Raw genomic sequence first — 15,721 nt, 5'->3', positions numbered from 1 at the left:
ACAGTTTTCCAAAACGGCGGTTCTGTCAATTCGCCGCGATCCCATACCACCATGTCAAAAAGCAACCCTACAAAGGTTCGCTATGCAGACCATAGTTCATTTTCTTGACAAGGCAGTTCCCTTCCCCTCTTATTGAAGCCCCTGCCATGGCCTGTCCGGGCAGATCATTGCGCTTGGCATGCTGGGCGCACCGACTGCAAACAAGAATCACCACACTGGTATTTCGAACAATGAAGAAAACGCGCATCGCGATTATCGGTGGAGGCCCAGCCGGGCTGCTGCTTTCCCATATCCTCGAACTGAAGGGCATCGACAGCATTGTCCTGGAACGGCAGAGCAAGGACTACGTGCTGAAACGCATCCGCGCAGGCGTGCTGGAGTATGGCACCATCAAGCTGCTGCGTGACGTTGACCTCGGCGACCGCATGGACCGGGAGGGCCATCTCCACGATGGCACACATATTGTTTGGCAAGAGCGCGACCCGTTCTTCATCGATACCGTGAAGTACACGGGCAAGCCGATGATGGCTTATGGTCAAACCGCCATCACTGAAGATCTGTATGCGGCGCGTGAGAAAGCCGGCGCCGAGATCATCGACGAAGCTGCCGACGTGAAACTGCACGATCTGACCGACGACAAACCCTTTGTGACCTACGTCAAGGACGGCAGGCAGGAACGGATCGACTGTGACTTCATAGCCGCCTGCGACGGTTTCCACGGCGTCGGGCGGCAGTCGATTCCCACGGATATTCTGAGAACCTACGAGCAGGTCTATCCGTTTGGTTGGCTCGGCATCATGTCCGAGACCCCGCCCCTGCCGGACATCATATACGCCCAGCACGACAATGGCTTCGCGCTGGCCTCCCAGCGCAACCCCATGCTCAGCCGCTACTACATCCAGTGTGATGTGAACGCCGACCTGAACGACTGGCCGGACGATCGATTCTGGGAAGAACTGAAGGTGCGTTTTCCTGACGAATTGTCCCGACAGATTGTCACTGGCCCATCCATCGAGAAATCCATCGCCCCGCTGCGCAGTTTCGTCGCCGAACCGATGCGGTATGGACGCATGTTTCTGGCAGGCGATGCCGCTCACATCGTGCCACCAACCGGCGCGAAGGGCCTGAATCTGGCCGTTTCGGATGTCTACTATCTGGCCCGCGCATTCGAAACACATTACGCCAAAGGCAACAGTGCCTATCTCGATGATTACTCGGCAACCGCACTACGACGCGTCTGGTCAGCGGAGCGCTTGTCCTGGTGGTTGACCAAGCTCCTGCATGTCTTCCCGCAGGAAACTCCGTTCGAAAAGAAGGTTCGCATCAACGACTACGATCATCTCTGTGCGTCGGAACGCGCCCAGGCGGCTCTCGCCGAACAATATATCGGACTGCCGTTTGAAGATTGATCTCACAGCTCCCATGCCGTTCACTGCTAATAAAAGCAATCTCATTGTGAAACAACAGCTTTTTGAGATCATGCGTCAAGGCTTGTGCAGAAAATGAATAATAGCGCGCGCAATTCCAATTTCAGTTGCCGCATCCCCGATGCTAGTGCGGAACGACAGTATCCGCTTCTGTGCGAACAAGGAGGCATTCATGTCATCATCCAATGAAGAAAACGGCAGCACACCGTCGATCACCGAACGCATCGAGGAGGACAAGCGGCTGGCCCGCTCACTCGAAGGCACCTACCTGTTTGATGGCCTGCGCAGCCAGAAGAACTATCCCCTCAACAAGATGTGCATGTCCCTGACAAAGCCTGAGAACCGCGAGGCCTTCGCCGCCGATGAGGCGGCTTATTGCGATCGGTTTGGCCTCAGCGAGGAATCGAAGAAGCTGGTTCTGGAGCGCGACTGGATCGGCATGATCCGCTCAGGCGGCAACATCTATTACGTGTTCAAGCTTGCATCGATCAATCATGTCTCGATGCAGCATGTTGGCGCCCAGCAGAACAGCATGACGCTTGAGGAATTCCGCGCCAAACTCAACGCCCACCGGGATCAGTAGGAGGTTTCCATGGCTGAAATCATCGCCGCCGTCACGACAAGCCACGTCCCCTCCATCGGTATCGCCATGGACACCGGGATAACCCAGGATCCATATTGGAAGCCGCTATTCGACGGCTATCTTCCGGCCAAGGAATTCGTCAAGAAACTCAAGCCTGATGTCACCATCGTGGTCTACAATGATCACGGCCTTGAAGTGTTTCTCGACCGGGTGCCAACCTTCGGCATCGGTGCTGCAGCACAGTATCTGTCAGGCGATGAAGGCTGGGGCCCTCGCCCGATCCCGCCATTCCAGGGTGACCCGGACCTGAGCTGGCACCTGATCGAGCATCTGGTTGCCCAGGAGTTCGATATGACCATGTTTCAGGAAATGAGTGTGGACCACGGTTTCACCGTTCCCATGAGCGTGTTCTTCGGCGGCCCGGCCGGCGAGGTGGAGGAATGGCCCACGCGTGTGATCCCCATCACCGTCAACACCATCCAGTTTCCTCTGCCAATGGCGGCCCGTTGTTTCAAGCTCGGGCAGGCAATCAGAAAAGCGGTCGACGCCTATCCGAAGGACACGCGTGTGTTGATCGTGGGCACGGGCGGCATGTCGCACCAGCTTCAAGGAGAGCGTTCCGGCTTCATGCAGCCGAATTTCGACCGCATGTTCCTCGACAAGATGGTCACCGATCCGATGGCTCTCACAAAAATCCCCAACGGCGTCTTCATGAAGGAAGCCGGCCATGAGGGTGCCGAGCTCATCATGTGGCTTGTTGCACGGGGTGCCATGAATCTGGAAGTGGAGGAAGTTTACCAGCACTACCATGTGTCTGCCTCGCTGACTGCGGCGGGCCTTGCCTGCTATCGCAACAAGTAGAGCCCAGAAGCGGGGAATAACATGGTGCGGATCGCTATCATTGGCGAGGGCGCGATTGCCGACACACATATGCAGTCACTATCGCGCATCGTCGGAGTGGAGGTCGCGGCTCTGATCTATGGCGAGGAGAAGACGGGGGCTGCCTTCGCTGCCAAATGGAACATTGCCGCGACCTCATCGCATCTCGACACTGTGCTGGAACACGACGGGATAGACGCGGTCATCGTGGCCAGCCCGTCGGCGCTACATCCCGAGCATACGATCAAGGCTCTGGAAACCGGGAAACACGTTCTCACCGAGATCCCCATCGGCCTTGATCTTCCCACATGCGAAGCATTGGCGGCCACCGCCGGCGCGCGGCCCCGGCAGCTGGCGATGGCAGCCCACACCCGACGCTTTTCACCCGCCCACAAACATCTGAAGGCACGGATCGAAGACGGCTCCTTTACGCTCCAGCATCTCGTGGCGGAAACATTCTTCTTCCGGCGCACCAATCTCAACATGCATGGTGAGCCGCGCAGTTGGGTCGACAATCTGCTGTGGCATCATGCCTGCCACACAATCGACCTGTTCCTCTGGCTGTCGGGAGATCCCAAGCCGCAAGCCTTCGGCCAGGCAGGGCCGCCGCATCCGGAGCTCAAAATTCCGATGGATATGAGCATCGCGCTCAAAGCCGCCAACGGAGCATTGCTGTCGCTTGCGCTGTCGTTCAACAATCGCGGTCCATTCGGCGGTTTCTATCGCTATATCGGCGACAGCGGCACGTTCCATGTATTCCGCGATGCACTGGAAGATCATGAACATCAGCCGATACCTCTGACCGGCGCTGCTTTCCTCGATCAGGACCAGGCCTTTATCGATGCCATAAACGGCGTCCAGCCGGCCCGGTCGACCATCCATGAGGTCATGCCGGCCATGCGTGTCATTCATCGCATCAACGCTCTTCTTCAAAACTGAGAAACGAAAGCGGACCTGCCATGCAAACCATAGCCTTTATCGGTTTCGGCGAAGCGGCAACCGCCTTCACCGAAGGATGGGGAGCAAGTCGCAATCAAGGCGTCAGGGCATTCGACATTAAGACCGACGATCCGATGGAATCTGTGGCACATGCCAAGCGCACGGATTACCTGCGCGCCGGCATTTCGGGTTGCGCCACCATGAAAGAAGCACTGAAAGGTGCAACTGTCATCTTCAGCACGGTAACCGCCGATCAGGCGGGAAAAGCCGCACGCGAGGCGGCCAAACACCTTGGCGCAGGCGCCCTTTATTGCGACATGAACTCCTGTGCGCCCTCCTCCAAGCGGGAAGCGGCAAAAGCAATTGAGGCCCGCGGAGGACGCTATGTTGACGTCGCGGTGATGTCGCCCGTTCTACCCCTGCGCCATCACGCGCCACTTCTGGTGAGTGGCCCGCATGCAGCCGAAGCACTGACTGTCCTGCAGGCAATGGACATGCGCCCGGCGCTGGCCGAAGGCCCTGTCGGAACCGCGTCGGCGATCAAGATGATCCGCAGCATCATGGTCAAGGGCATTGAGGCGCTGGTTCTCGAATGCGTCTTGTCGGCGACCCGCGAGGGTGTTGACAAAATCGTCCTGTCCTCCCTTGAAGAGACCTTTCCGGGCTTTGGATGGCCAGAACGCGTAGCCTATATGCTGGAGCGCGCCATGGTGCACGGCACCCGCCGCGCCGCCGAGATGGAGGAAGCGGCCAAGACGGCCGCCGATCTCGGTCTTTCTGGCCGCATGGCGCAGGCCACGGCCGAATGGGAGGGGATCATCGGAGCCCTGCAGCTCGGTGACCTGAGCGACGACGAAAAGGCAGATTACCGGCTCCTCGCGCAAAAGATCCTCACGCGCCTCGACTGATTTCCAGCTTTTAAGGGGCATACTGGCCCGGCTGAAACAAGCCGGGCCACTCCCGCACCTACAGATCGAGAACGATGCGCCCATCGGCGGTTGCTGCGCGCGAGCAACACAGGATCAAGCGCGTCTGGCGCTGTTCCTTGCTCAGCACGAAATCGCGATGCTCCACCTCGCCCGACAAATAGCCGGTCGAGCAAACACCACACAGGCCATCCGAGCATTTGACATCGACGCTATAGCCAGCCTCTTTCAGAGCCTCGGTCGCCCTTTGCTCGGCGGGCACCTCGATCACCGTTCCCGAACTGGCGAGTTCGAGCGTGAAGGGATGGTTCTCATACTCCATGCCGTCCGGCACGGAGAAATACTCCCGGTGCAGTGCGTCCTCCGCCCAGCCCTTGGCGAGCGCCGTATCGAAGATCGCGTCCATGAAGGGCGATGGGCCACAGGTATAAAGGTGATCACCGGGGCGGTAGTCGCCGAGCACGTCGGCGATGTCGAGCCGGTTCTCGTCGCTGAAATGGAAGCGCACGCGGTCGATCCACGGCACCTGTTCCAATTCTTCGATGAAGGCAGACTGAGCGCGTGTGCGCGCCTTGTAATAAAGAATGAAATCAGCTCCGGCCCGGTGCAGTTCGTGCCCGATGGCGATCAGCGGGGTGACACCGATACCGCCGGCGAGCAACAGATGCCGCTTGCCCTCGGCAATGACCGGGAAATGGTTGCGCGGCTGCGAGATGACCACCGGCGCGCCGGGCTTCAGCATCTGGTGAATCTTCTTCGACCCGCCGCGCCCCTCATCCTCGCGGAGAATACCGACCAGATAAGTGTCCAGTTTCTGGGGATCACCGGCCAGTGAAAACTGTCGGATGAACTGCGGCGTCACTGTGATATCGACATGGGCACCAGCAGTGAAGGCCGGCATCGGCGCGCCATCGCGCGTCTCGATCTCGAACAGGTCGATCTTGCCATCCGCCGAGCTTCTACGTCGGCTTTTGACCTGCGCGACAATGACGGGCGCGGGACCGGCAAGCTTCTTCAGGCCAGGCGTCAGCCCTTTGGTTTCACCGCGCTTCACTCGCGCCTGATAGTCCTGAGGATCAAGCAGGCCTTTGTAAGCGGCAATGCCTGCCTCGCGGTCGACCGGGTTGGGCATCGGCAGCGGCGGCGGGGCCAGCGGCGCGGGGTATGCGGCCAGCGTCTGGTCTTCATATTTCAGGTCGATATGGCGGTTGAGGTCGCGGCGGTTGGTCTCAGCTGCCTTTAGCACCTTGCCCGTGCCGTCATTCGCGATGTCCCACCACCATTTCTTGACCGGGTTGATCTTGCCGCGCCCCACCGCATCATCGAGGCGGGCGATCAGCTTTGCAGCAGAAGGAAAATTCATCGCCGCCCAGCGGAATGGCGCCTCGCGGACCAGACCCTCTAGGTTCCACGGGCAGGTCTTCATGCAGCGGCCGCACATCGATCCGCCGAGATTGGTGACACGATAGCGGGTGCATTTCTCCACATCCGCCTTCCAAATCTCATAGCCGTTGAACATTACCTTCGGACCGGAGGAGATAGCGCCGGAGGGGCACTCGCGGGCGCATTTGTTGCATGAGCCGCAGAATTTCTGCAGGCCGAAATCGATCGGCTGGTCCACTTCCATCGGGAAGTCAGTCGTCAGGATGCCGGTCTTGAGCCGCGGCCCGAGAAACGGGTTGAGGATGGTTTCACCGATGCGGCTCACCTCGCCCAGCCCCGCCAGAAGTACCAGCGGCGTCTGGATGACGTCGCTGTCAGCAGCCGAGTGCGCCGTTGCGGAGAAGCCGAGATAGCGCAGATGCTGAGCCACCACCCCGCAGACAAGGCCAGCGCGCATATAGGTGCGCATCGACTGGGCGCTGGAGATCCAGTCATCGCCGCTGGCGCCGTCCATGGTCTCATAGCCCTGATCGATCATCACCGAGACAGCCAGCTTATGCTGAACCTTCATTTCGCTGCCGTCCTGGCGGTGCGAATACCAGACCCAGTCGGGCGCACGCGAAATGCCGCAAATGTCCGCCCCGAGAAAGTGCATGGTCGCCTTGATCAGTTCGGCATTGCGCTTCGGGTCCTCATAACCCTTGGCCCGCTGCTGTGCTTCTTGTCCGCGTTGCAGAAGCGAATAGGTGTTGAGCGCCAGACGCAACGCCGCCGCCAACGGGGCCTTGGCGACCGAGTGTCCGTCTTTCGAAGCTTCCATCGGGCCTTTGCCCAGATCACCAAAGGCAGCGCGCAGAAAGAACTCGCTGCTTTTGGGCACACGCGGAATGCGCTCCTCGTCGATATAGGTGGTGGTCTTTTCGACCCGTTTCAGCTTCTCCACCGGGTACCGACTGTCCTTGAAGTTGCGCTTGGCGAAATCGGTCCGGTTGCGGGCATTTTTCGGGCTGCCGTAACCGATCCACCAGGCCGCACCTTTGGCGCGCAAGCGGTCGGCGAGCCCTTGTTCACGGATCGGCGCGTCGTGCTCCATCTCCAGCGTCGTCGTCACGGCGGCCAGACCGAAGCGCGGGCCGATGAACGGATTGGTTATTTCGCCATTGTCTCCAACATGGGCAAGGCCGGCCGAAACGGCCAGTCTGTTGAGATCAAAATTGGTTGTCGTGGCCGTGTGGCTGCGGGCTTCGTAGCCGAGTACACGCAGATAATTGGCCATCACCGCCGCGGTTTCGGCGCTGCGCAATGCGGCGCGCCACTCCTGCAGGTCGGTGATCCAGTCTGCGCCCGGCTCATCGATCCCCGGATCGCGTGGATACTCGGCCAGGAAAACAACCGCATGGGAATGATGATCTATCGACCTGTCGGCCAGCTCCAATGCCCGGCCCATCTGGCGTATCACCGCGCCAGGATTGAAGCGCAGACGCAGCTTTTCCTCCGAATGGGCGTAGGAAGTGCTGCGTAGCAACGGGTGCTCGATACGCTCGCTTAGGCGGTGCGCGTCATCGAGTCTGCAGATGCCGACCAGCGCGCTGTCGAGAAAATAGCCTGCCGCCTTCATATGCTGGGCGCGCTCTCGCGGACTGTCAGGAATTTCGGCACGCGAGGGGTTGTGGTCGCCGTCGCGCACGGCGTCGAGCGCGCACATATAGTCACTGACGGTCTTGCCCAGATGCAACGGGTCGTTGTCAAAGCTTTCGCGCAGCGTGCCGTTGCCCTTCACCCGCGACAGGTCCGGCGCCTCCCGCATGCGGCCCAGTTTTTCCGAGGGATATGGACCAAGATGAACCGGGCGTTGAGAGTGAGAAAAAAGGCGCATTAAAGTCTCCTCCGTCGATGCGCTGTGCTCCTTTGGTTTTCTGCCGCGCATCTGATTTAATAATGGACCATGGTCCATATAGAAAATTGTTCGAGCGAAACCCCATCCGGCCAGTCTCAGGCTGGCTGCAGCGTACGCGTCTTCAGCCGCCGTTCAACCAGCCTGCCGGCGCTGAGATCGAGTGGTAACCCTGGAATTCGAGCACACCCTCATAGCCGAGGTTGCGACCAATTCCCGACTGCTTGAACCCGCCAAAGGGGCCACGGCTGTCCTGCGCCGTAGGGCCATGCCCGTTAATATAGGTATAGCCGGCCTCCAACCGTCGGGCGATGGTCAGCGCGCGCTCCCGATCCTCTGTCCAGACAGAGGAACAGAGGCCAAAATCGCTGTCATTTGCGAGCCGCACGGCTTCCGCTTCATCGTCGAAGGGGATGATCGGCAGGACCGGGCCGAACTGCTCATCGCGCACGACGCTGAGGCTGGGTTCCGGTCCAAAGACCAGCGTCGGTTTCTGGAAATAGCCGTTCGCGTAGAGTTCCATATCAGGCACTTTGCCAAATTCCTTGACGTCAGCGCCCGAACCGCGCGCCTCAGCAATCATGCTTTGGACAATGCCGAGTTGCTTGCGGTTATTGAGTGGCCCCATCGTGGTGTCCGGCAGCAGACCATCGCCCACCACCTGCCGTGCGCAGACAGCAGAGAGGCCATCGACGAGCTCATCATAGCGCGAGCGATGCACATAGAGCCGTTTCAGCGCCATACAGATCTGGCCGGTCGACATGAAGGCGCCCAGATACATGCGCATGAACGCGGCCGCATCGAGGGTGGCATCGGAAAGGACAATGCCCGCGTCATTGCCGCCCAGCTCAAGTGTCACCGGGGTCAGGTGCTCAGCCGCCGTTCGCATGACATGTTTGCCAACCGCGATGGAACCCGTGAAGTTAACACGCCGAACGAGTTCATGCCCCACCAGAGCATCGCCGATCTCGCTCGAGTTTCCCGTCACCACATTGAGCACGCCGGGTGGCAGGAGTTCTGCCATCTTGTGCAATGTCAGCGTGGGTGCCAAGGCGGAATTCTGTGACGGTTTGACGACCACTGTGTTTCCGGCAATGAGCGCCTGTGGCAGCTTGGCACCCAGGATTGAGAGCGGCCAGTTCCAGGGCACGATCAAGGCGGCGACGCCGCGAGGCTGACGCGTGATGATCGTATCAAAAGGAGGTTCGGGAAGTGTCTCATCCTTCTGCAACCTGTCCGCATATGAGGCCGCAAGCAGGAAACGGTCACCGAGACGCGTCATCTCCAGCCGGGTTTCCTTCAGGATCTTGCCATGCTCGCGGCAAAAGAGATTTGAGCGGAAGGAAACATCCTCCTCATCGGCAACGAGAAGTTCGGCTATTTTTCCCAGCAGTTCTGCACGCTCTGAATAAGATCGTTCGGCCCAGGACGGAAATGCTCTGTGAGCAGCACGGACTGCAGCATCCACATCGGATACCGAACCTCTCGCGGCATGGCCAACACACTCATCAGGACGCGCTGGATTGTGGACCGCATAGGTTCGGTCATCTTGTGCGGACCGAGCCACACCATCGATGAATATCCGTGTTTCAACATCCGTCTCGTATCGCATTCCCGTTCCTCCCAGCATCAAGACCACACACCCGCCATCGCGGCCTCCGTGCGTTCATCATAGCCATACACGATTTTTGGACCAGGGTCCATAAAATCAGAAAGCAAACTCTGAAGCCTGTTTCAGACCGAGAAAGTGCTCGATCGGGATTGACGAGTCAGGAGTACCGGCCTTAGTTTAACGGACCATGGTTCAACAGACGGACTTCCATAACAATGAGACCTGCGAACATCATTGCTGAACAAAACCACCCGCTGGCGATCCCGCTGCGGGCTGCTCCCGGTACTCTTCTGGCTCCGTCTCCCCGACTGGGAAACTCAACTCGAACCGTAGTGCGTTCGTTGACAGTCATGCAGAAGGAAGCACTCATATCCGAAGCGAACAGCGACCGGACCTGGCGGCTTTTGTCAGATGAAGGGGCGTATTTGAACGGCCATGACGAAGCACCTCCCCCCCTCGCCTATCTGTCTGCGGGAATGGTGGCGTCCTATCTGAATGAAATCCATGCGCTGGCAGATATTCGACAGATAGAAATTGATGACATCGAGATCATACAAGACAATTTCTATTCGATGAACGGCTCATTCGCCAAAGGCACAATGACGGCATCTGCGCACGACATTGAACTGAAAGCCAAAATCAAATCCAGGTATGATTCCGACACACTTCGATCGCTGATCCTCGATTCGATAGCATCTTCACCGCTAAACGGATTGATGAGGGGCGCGAAGGAAAGCCTTTTCCGGCTTTGCCACAATGGTTCCGAGATCGGTATATCCAATGGCAAGGAGATAGCAGCTCCTTTGCTGCCTGCCTTCGATGAGGAGAAATTCGACATTATGGAGGGTGACTGGGATGCCGTGATTGAACACACGAGGCAGCCCTCCCCCATCATGGAGGACACCACCACATTTGCCGGCGGCGCGTTGACGGAAACGCAAAATCGAATGCTTCACCTGCGGGTGCATGCGAAGCGCCAGCCGGACGGCATCGTAAAAATCCGCCAGCACGTTTACAATCCGCACGGTTCTGCTTTTCACTTCACTTCGGATGAAGCTGGCAGAGCCCCATCGGCTGCAGCATTGATCAGTGCGGGTATCGGATTCTGCTTTATGACGCAGTTCGGTCGTTACGCAGCGATGATCAAGAAACCTCTCAAGAGCTACCAGATCATCCAGGATTTCCACTTTTCAAGAGGAGGTGCCACAGGCAAAACCGGCAAGGCCGGCGAAGCCGCACCACTCGAAACTCATGTTCACATTCAAAGTGATGAGTCAGACTCATTTGCGAAGACGATGCTCGAAGTCGCGGAGCAGACCTGCTTCCTCCACGCATTCTGCCGCACCCCTTTGAAAGCCAAGCTGAAGATTTCTTCGTTAGGCTCAGGACTCATTGATTAGAGCCAGAAGATCACGGTTGCAGCGAGAGCGATGGCGGAGAGTGCTCTGATCCCCGCAAATTGGATCGCTTATGGTTAGATTTCTCCGCTTAGGTTTCCCCGGCTGGAATGGAGCGGAGAGCGATGAAGTGACGTTCTCCCCTGGGATGTTCCCGATTTTGGGTTAGCCTGTTCCTCAATGAAGGAGACAGGCAATGAAGCGATCCAGGTTTTCGGAAGAACAGATCATCGGCATTCTGAAGGAGCATCAGGCTGGCATGACGGCCAGTGAGCTGTGCCGCAAACACGGGATATCCGACGCTACCTTTTACACCTGGCGCAAGAAGTATGGCGGCATGGAGCTGTCGGAGGCCAAGCAGCTGAAGGTGCTGGAGGAGGAGAATGCGCGCTTGAAGAAGCTTCTGGCGGAGTCGATGATGGATGTGTCGACGCTGCGTGAGATGCGGGCAATGGGAGCGGGCGAACGCCATGCGTTCGAGTGAGCCTGCGGACGCTTCTGACGCCCGGTTCGAGGAGGAATGCCGTGAACTGGGCCATTGAAGAGAGAGGATATTCCCAACGCCGCGGCTGCGATCTGGTGGGCATCGCGACGCGCGTCCACCGCTATCGCTCATCGCGGTCGGACGATGCCGGCCAGCGGCTGCGCGAGCTGGCGGCGGAGCGCCGGCGCTTCGGCTACCGCCGCCTGCACCTGCTCTTGAGGCGGGAGGGCATGACTGTGAACTGGAAGAGCCTCTATCGCCTCTACAAGGAGGAGCGGCTGACCGTGCGCAAACGCGGCGGCCGCAAGCGAGCCTTGGGGACACGGGGACCGACGGCGATCCCGCAGGACGCCAACCAGCGCTGGAGCCTCGACTTCGTCTCCGACACCCTGATTGATGGCAGGCGCTTTCGCATCCTGTGCGTCATCGACGACTTCAGCCGGGAACGCCTGGCAACGGTCAATGCCATGCTCAAATGGCAGCAGGACAGGAGAGTGTCGAATGGCACTACATCGCGCCGGGCAAACCCATGCAAACGGCTTTGTGGAGAGCTTCAACGGCAGACTGAGGGACGAGTGCCTCAACGAGCACCTGTTCCGCAGCTACCGGCATGCCCGCGAGATCATCGAAGAATGGAGGATCGACTACAACCTGAACCGACCCCACACGAGCCTCGACGGGCTCACCCCGAACGAGTTTGCAACCCGGTCACGAATGGACCACAACGTGAACAGCGCTAGCCTATGAATGGGTACATTCAGGGGAGCAGGTCAGCAGGTCAAAGGTCAGCGGGTATTTTCAGCCTGGCCTCGGGCAAAAAAAAGCCCGCTCATCCAGAGGATGAACGGGTGCTTTTATCGCTGGTTGCGGGGGCAGGATTTGAACCTGCGACCTTCAGGTTATGAGCCTGACGAGCTACCGGGCTGCTCCACCCCGCGTCAAGATTTTTGCGTTTTCCTGCCTGTTTTCATGACAAAAGGCCGCTTGTTGCGGCCTTTGTCGTTTTTGGCTTTGTTCTGAGAAGATTTTCATGCGTTTTGCAGACCTGGCAGCGACCTACTCTCCCGTGTCTTAAGACAAAGTACCATCGGCGCTGGGGCGTTTCACGGCCGTGTTCGGAAAGGGAACGGGTGCAGCCGCCCCGCCATAACCACCAGGTCGGCGAAACGCATGTAATCGAGAAGCTGGTTTTTTTTGATGCCGACACGGGCGAAGCCCGCAAGGCCAAGCGGCCGTCGCGCATTTTTGCGCGTGCCGTCCGCAGGATAGCGGCTTTTGCCGCGCTCATCCGCAAGGACAATTGCGATGAGCATAAGCAATGAGAATGATTCAAGCCGATCGAGTTATTAGTACCGGTAAGCTCCATGCGTTGCCGCACTTCCACACCCGGCCTATCAACGTGGTGGTCTCCCACGACTCTCAGGGAATACTCGTTTTCAGGTCGGTTTCCCGCTTAGATGCCTTCAGCGGTTATCCGTTCCGTATATAGCTACCCTGCTATGCGGCTGGCGCCACAACAGGTCCACCAGAGATACGTCCATCCCGGTCCTCTCGTACTAGGGACAGATCCTGTCAATATTCCTACACCCACGGCAGATAGGGACCGAACTGTCTCACGACGTTCTGAACCCAACTCACGTACCGCTTTAAATGGCGAACAGCCATACCCTTGGGACCTGCTCCAGCCCCAGGATGCGATGAGTCGACATCGAGGTGCCAAACAACCCCGTCGATATGGACTCTTGGGGGTCATCAGCCTGTTATCCCCGGCGTACCTTTTATCCGTTGAGCGATGGCCCTTCCACGCGGGACCACCGGATCACTATGACCGACTTTCGTCTCTGCTCGACTTGTCAGTCTTGCAGTCAGGCAGGCTTATGCCATTGCACTCAGCGAACGATTTCCGACCGTTCTGAGCCCACCATCGCGCGCCTCCGTTACTCTTTAGGAGGCGACCGCCCCAGTCAAACTACCCACCATACACTGTCCCGGATCCGGATAACGGACCGCGGTTAGACATCCATGTAGATAAGGGTGGTATTTCAAGGATGGCTCCACGCGAGCTGGCGCCCACGCTTCAAAGCCTACCACCTATCCTACACATGCCGACACGAATGCCAGTGTAAAGCTATAGTAAAGGTGCACGGGGTCTTTCCGTCTAACCGCAGGAACCCCGCATCTTCACGGGGAATTCAATTTCACTGAGTCTCTGCTGGAGACAGCGGGGAAGTCGTTACGCCATTCGTGCAGGTCGGAACTTACCCGACAAGGAATTTCGCTACCTTAGGACCGTTATAGTTACGGCCGCCGTTTACCGGGGCTTCAATTCAGAGCTTGCACTCCTCCTCTTAACCTTCCGGCACCGGGCAGGCGTCAGACCCTATACGTCGTCTTGCGACTTCGCAGAGCCCTGTGTTTTTGATAAACAGTCGCTACCCCCTGGTCTGTGCCACCCCCCTCCGGTTGCCCGAAGAAGGGTCACGCTTATCCCGAAGTTACGCGTGCATTTTGCCGAGTTCCTTCAGCAGAGTTCTCTCAAGCGCCTTGGTATACTCTACCAGTCCACCTGTGTCGGTTTCGGGTACGGTCTATATGGAGGAGCTATTTCCTGGGACCACATGGCTGCCTCTCCAATCCAGTAAGGAAAGACAACGTCCGCAATCCGTCACTACCTCCAGGCCCACGAATATTAACGTGGTTCCCATCGACTACGCCTTTCGGCCTCGCCTTAGGGGCCGGCTAACCCTGCTCAGATTAACTTTAAGCAGGAACCCTTGGACTTTCGGCGAGGGGGTCTCTCACCCCCTTTATCGTTACTCATGTCAGCATTCGCACTTCCGATACCTCCAGGAGCCCTCACGGGTCTCCCTTCATCAGCCTACGGAACGCTCCGCTACCGCTTGCAAAGCAAGCCCAAAGCTTCGGTGTATGGCTTTAGCCCCGGTACATTTTCGGCGCAAAACCCCTTAATTAGACCAGTGAGCTGTTACGCTTTCTTTAAATGATGGCTGCTTCTAAGCCAACATCCTGGTTGTTTTGGGAGTCTCACATCCTTTCCCACTTAGCCATAACTTGGGGACCTTAGCTGTTGGTCAGGGTTGTTTCCCTCTCCACGACGGACGTTAGCACCCGCCGTGTGTCTGCCGACTAGTACTCCTCGGTATTCGGAGTTTGGTTAGGTTTGGTAATCCGGTGAGGACCCCTAGCCCATCCAGTGCTCTACCCCCGAGGGTATTCGGTCGACGCTCTACCTAAATAGATTTCGCGGAGAACCAGCTATTTCCGAGTTTGATTGGCCTTTCACCCCTAGCCACAAGTCATCCCGATCTATTGCAACAGATATGGGTTCGGTCCTCCAGTAAGTGTTACCTTACCTTCAACCTGCTCATGGCTAGATCACTCGGTTTCGGGTCTAATGCAACGTACTGAACGCCCTGTTAAGACTCGCTTTCGCTGCGCCTACACCTACCGGCTTAAGCTTGCACGTTACATTAAGTCGCTGACCCATTATACAAAAGGTACGTGGTCACACTTGCGTGCTCCCACTGTTTGTAGGCAACCGGTTTCAGGTACTCTTTCACTCCCCTCGTCGGGGTGCTTTTCACCTTTCCCTCACGGTACTAGTTCGCTATCGGTCATGCACGAGTACTTAGGCTTGGAGGGTGGTCCCCCCATGTTCAGACAGGATTTCACGTGTCCCGCCCTACTCGAGGACTATCGTTCACATTACGCATACGGGACTGTCACCCGCTCCGGTCCAACTTTCCAGAAGGTTCTGCTTGTTAAACGATAGCCACTGGCCTGGTCCGCGTTCGCTCGCCACTACTAGCGGAGTCTCGGTTGATGTCCTTTCCTACGGGTACTTAGATGTTTCAGTTCCCCGCGTTCGCTTCTTATCCCTATGTATTCAGAATAAGATACCTTGTAACGATACTTGGAAACCAAGAACGCTTCGCGTTCAGCGAATAGTGAGTGGCGAATAGCGAATAGACTTTCTATTCGCTAACCACTATTCGCTATTCGCTTGCGCGCAGCGCACTTGATTTCCCAAGTATCTAAGGTGGGTTTCCCCATTCGGATATCTACGGATCAAAGGGTATTCGCACCTCCCCGTAGCTTTTCGCAGCGTATCACGTCCTTCATCGCCTGTGCATGCCAAGGCATCCACCAATTGCCCTTAAGACACTTGATCATTCT

8 protein-coding genes, 1 tRNA gene, 2 rRNA genes and 1 pseudogene are annotated in these 15,721 nt (G+C 57.7%); 7 read left to right on the top strand and 5 right to left on the bottom strand.

What is annotated here, in order from left to right:
- Positions 1–230: 230 nt before the first annotated feature.
- The 5 genes from pobA (at position 231) to BLW55_RS12915 (ending at position 4,736) form a co-directional block, all read left to right on the top strand.
- Positions 231–1,409: a 4-hydroxybenzoate 3-monooxygenase gene (pobA, locus tag BLW55_RS12935; RefSeq protein WP_090329075.1), complete on the top strand. Its 1,179-nt coding sequence runs from the start codon at positions 231–233 to the stop codon at positions 1,407–1,409.
- Positions 1,410–1,599: 190 nt separating this feature from the next.
- On the top strand, positions 1,600–2,010 hold the full coding sequence (locus tag BLW55_RS12930; protein WP_090329074.1) for a protocatechuate 3,4-dioxygenase: 411 nt from the start codon (positions 1,600–1,602) through the stop codon (positions 2,008–2,010).
- Positions 2,011–2,019: 9 nt separating this feature from the next.
- A complete protein-coding gene (locus BLW55_RS12925) occupies positions 2,020–2,871 on the top strand; it encodes a class III extradiol dioxygenase family protein (protein ID WP_090329073.1) in 852 nt (283 codons plus the stop codon).
- A gap of 21 nt (positions 2,872–2,892) precedes the next feature.
- The gene (locus tag BLW55_RS12920) at positions 2,893–3,828 is read left to right on the top strand and encodes a Gfo/Idh/MocA family oxidoreductase (RefSeq protein WP_090329072.1); all 936 of its coding nucleotides are present in this window, start codon (positions 2,893–2,895) and stop codon (positions 3,826–3,828) included.
- A 20-nt stretch (positions 3,829–3,848) separates the two neighbouring features.
- Positions 3,849–4,736, top strand: a complete 888-nt coding sequence (locus BLW55_RS12915) for an NAD(P)-dependent oxidoreductase (protein ID WP_090329071.1) — start codon at positions 3,849–3,851, stop codon at positions 4,734–4,736.
- A gap of 58 nt (positions 4,737–4,794) precedes the next feature.
- Here BLW55_RS12915 and BLW55_RS12910 read toward each other — a convergent pair whose 3' ends face one another.
- The gene (locus BLW55_RS12910; protein ID WP_090329070.1) at positions 4,795–8,013 is read right to left on the bottom strand and encodes a 4Fe-4S double cluster binding domain-containing protein; all 3,219 of its coding nucleotides are present in this window, start codon (positions 8,011–8,013) and stop codon (positions 4,795–4,797) included.
- A gap of 142 nt (positions 8,014–8,155) precedes the next feature.
- On the bottom strand, positions 8,156–9,643 hold the full coding sequence (locus tag BLW55_RS12905) for an aldehyde dehydrogenase family protein (RefSeq protein ID WP_090329069.1): 1,488 nt from the start codon (positions 9,641–9,643) through the stop codon (positions 8,156–8,158).
- A gap of 215 nt (positions 9,644–9,858) precedes the next feature.
- Here BLW55_RS12905 and BLW55_RS12900 point away from each other — a divergent pair, with 215 nt between their 5' ends.
- Positions 9,859–11,043: an OsmC family protein gene (locus tag BLW55_RS12900; protein WP_090329068.1), complete on the top strand. Its 1,185-nt coding sequence runs from the start codon at positions 9,859–9,861 to the stop codon at positions 11,041–11,043.
- Between the two features lie 193 nt (positions 11,044–11,236).
- Positions 11,237–12,271: pseudogene (locus tag BLW55_RS12895) on the top strand (IS3 family transposase).
- 114 nt (positions 12,272–12,385) lie between these two features.
- Here the strand turns inward: BLW55_RS12895 and BLW55_RS12890 are convergent.
- The 3 genes from BLW55_RS12890 to BLW55_RS12880 all read right to left on the bottom strand — a co-directional run bounded on the left by BLW55_RS12890 (position 12,386) and on the right by BLW55_RS12880 (position 15,716).
- Positions 12,386–12,462: transfer RNA gene (locus tag BLW55_RS12890), tRNA-Met, on the bottom strand.
- 105 nt (positions 12,463–12,567) lie between these two features.
- A 5S ribosomal RNA gene (rrf, locus tag BLW55_RS12885) occupies positions 12,568–12,682 on the bottom strand.
- A 167-nt stretch (positions 12,683–12,849) separates the two neighbouring features.
- A 23S ribosomal RNA gene (locus BLW55_RS12880) occupies positions 12,850–15,716 on the bottom strand.
- Positions 15,717–15,721: the final 5 nt, after the last annotated feature.

The sequence above is a fragment of the Nitratireductor aquibiodomus genome, from assembly GCF_900105565.1.
GTDB classification, from domain to species: Bacteria; Pseudomonadota; Alphaproteobacteria; order Rhizobiales; family Rhizobiaceae; genus Nitratireductor; species Nitratireductor aquibiodomus.
This window is presented reverse-complemented; position numbering and strand designations above follow the sequence as displayed.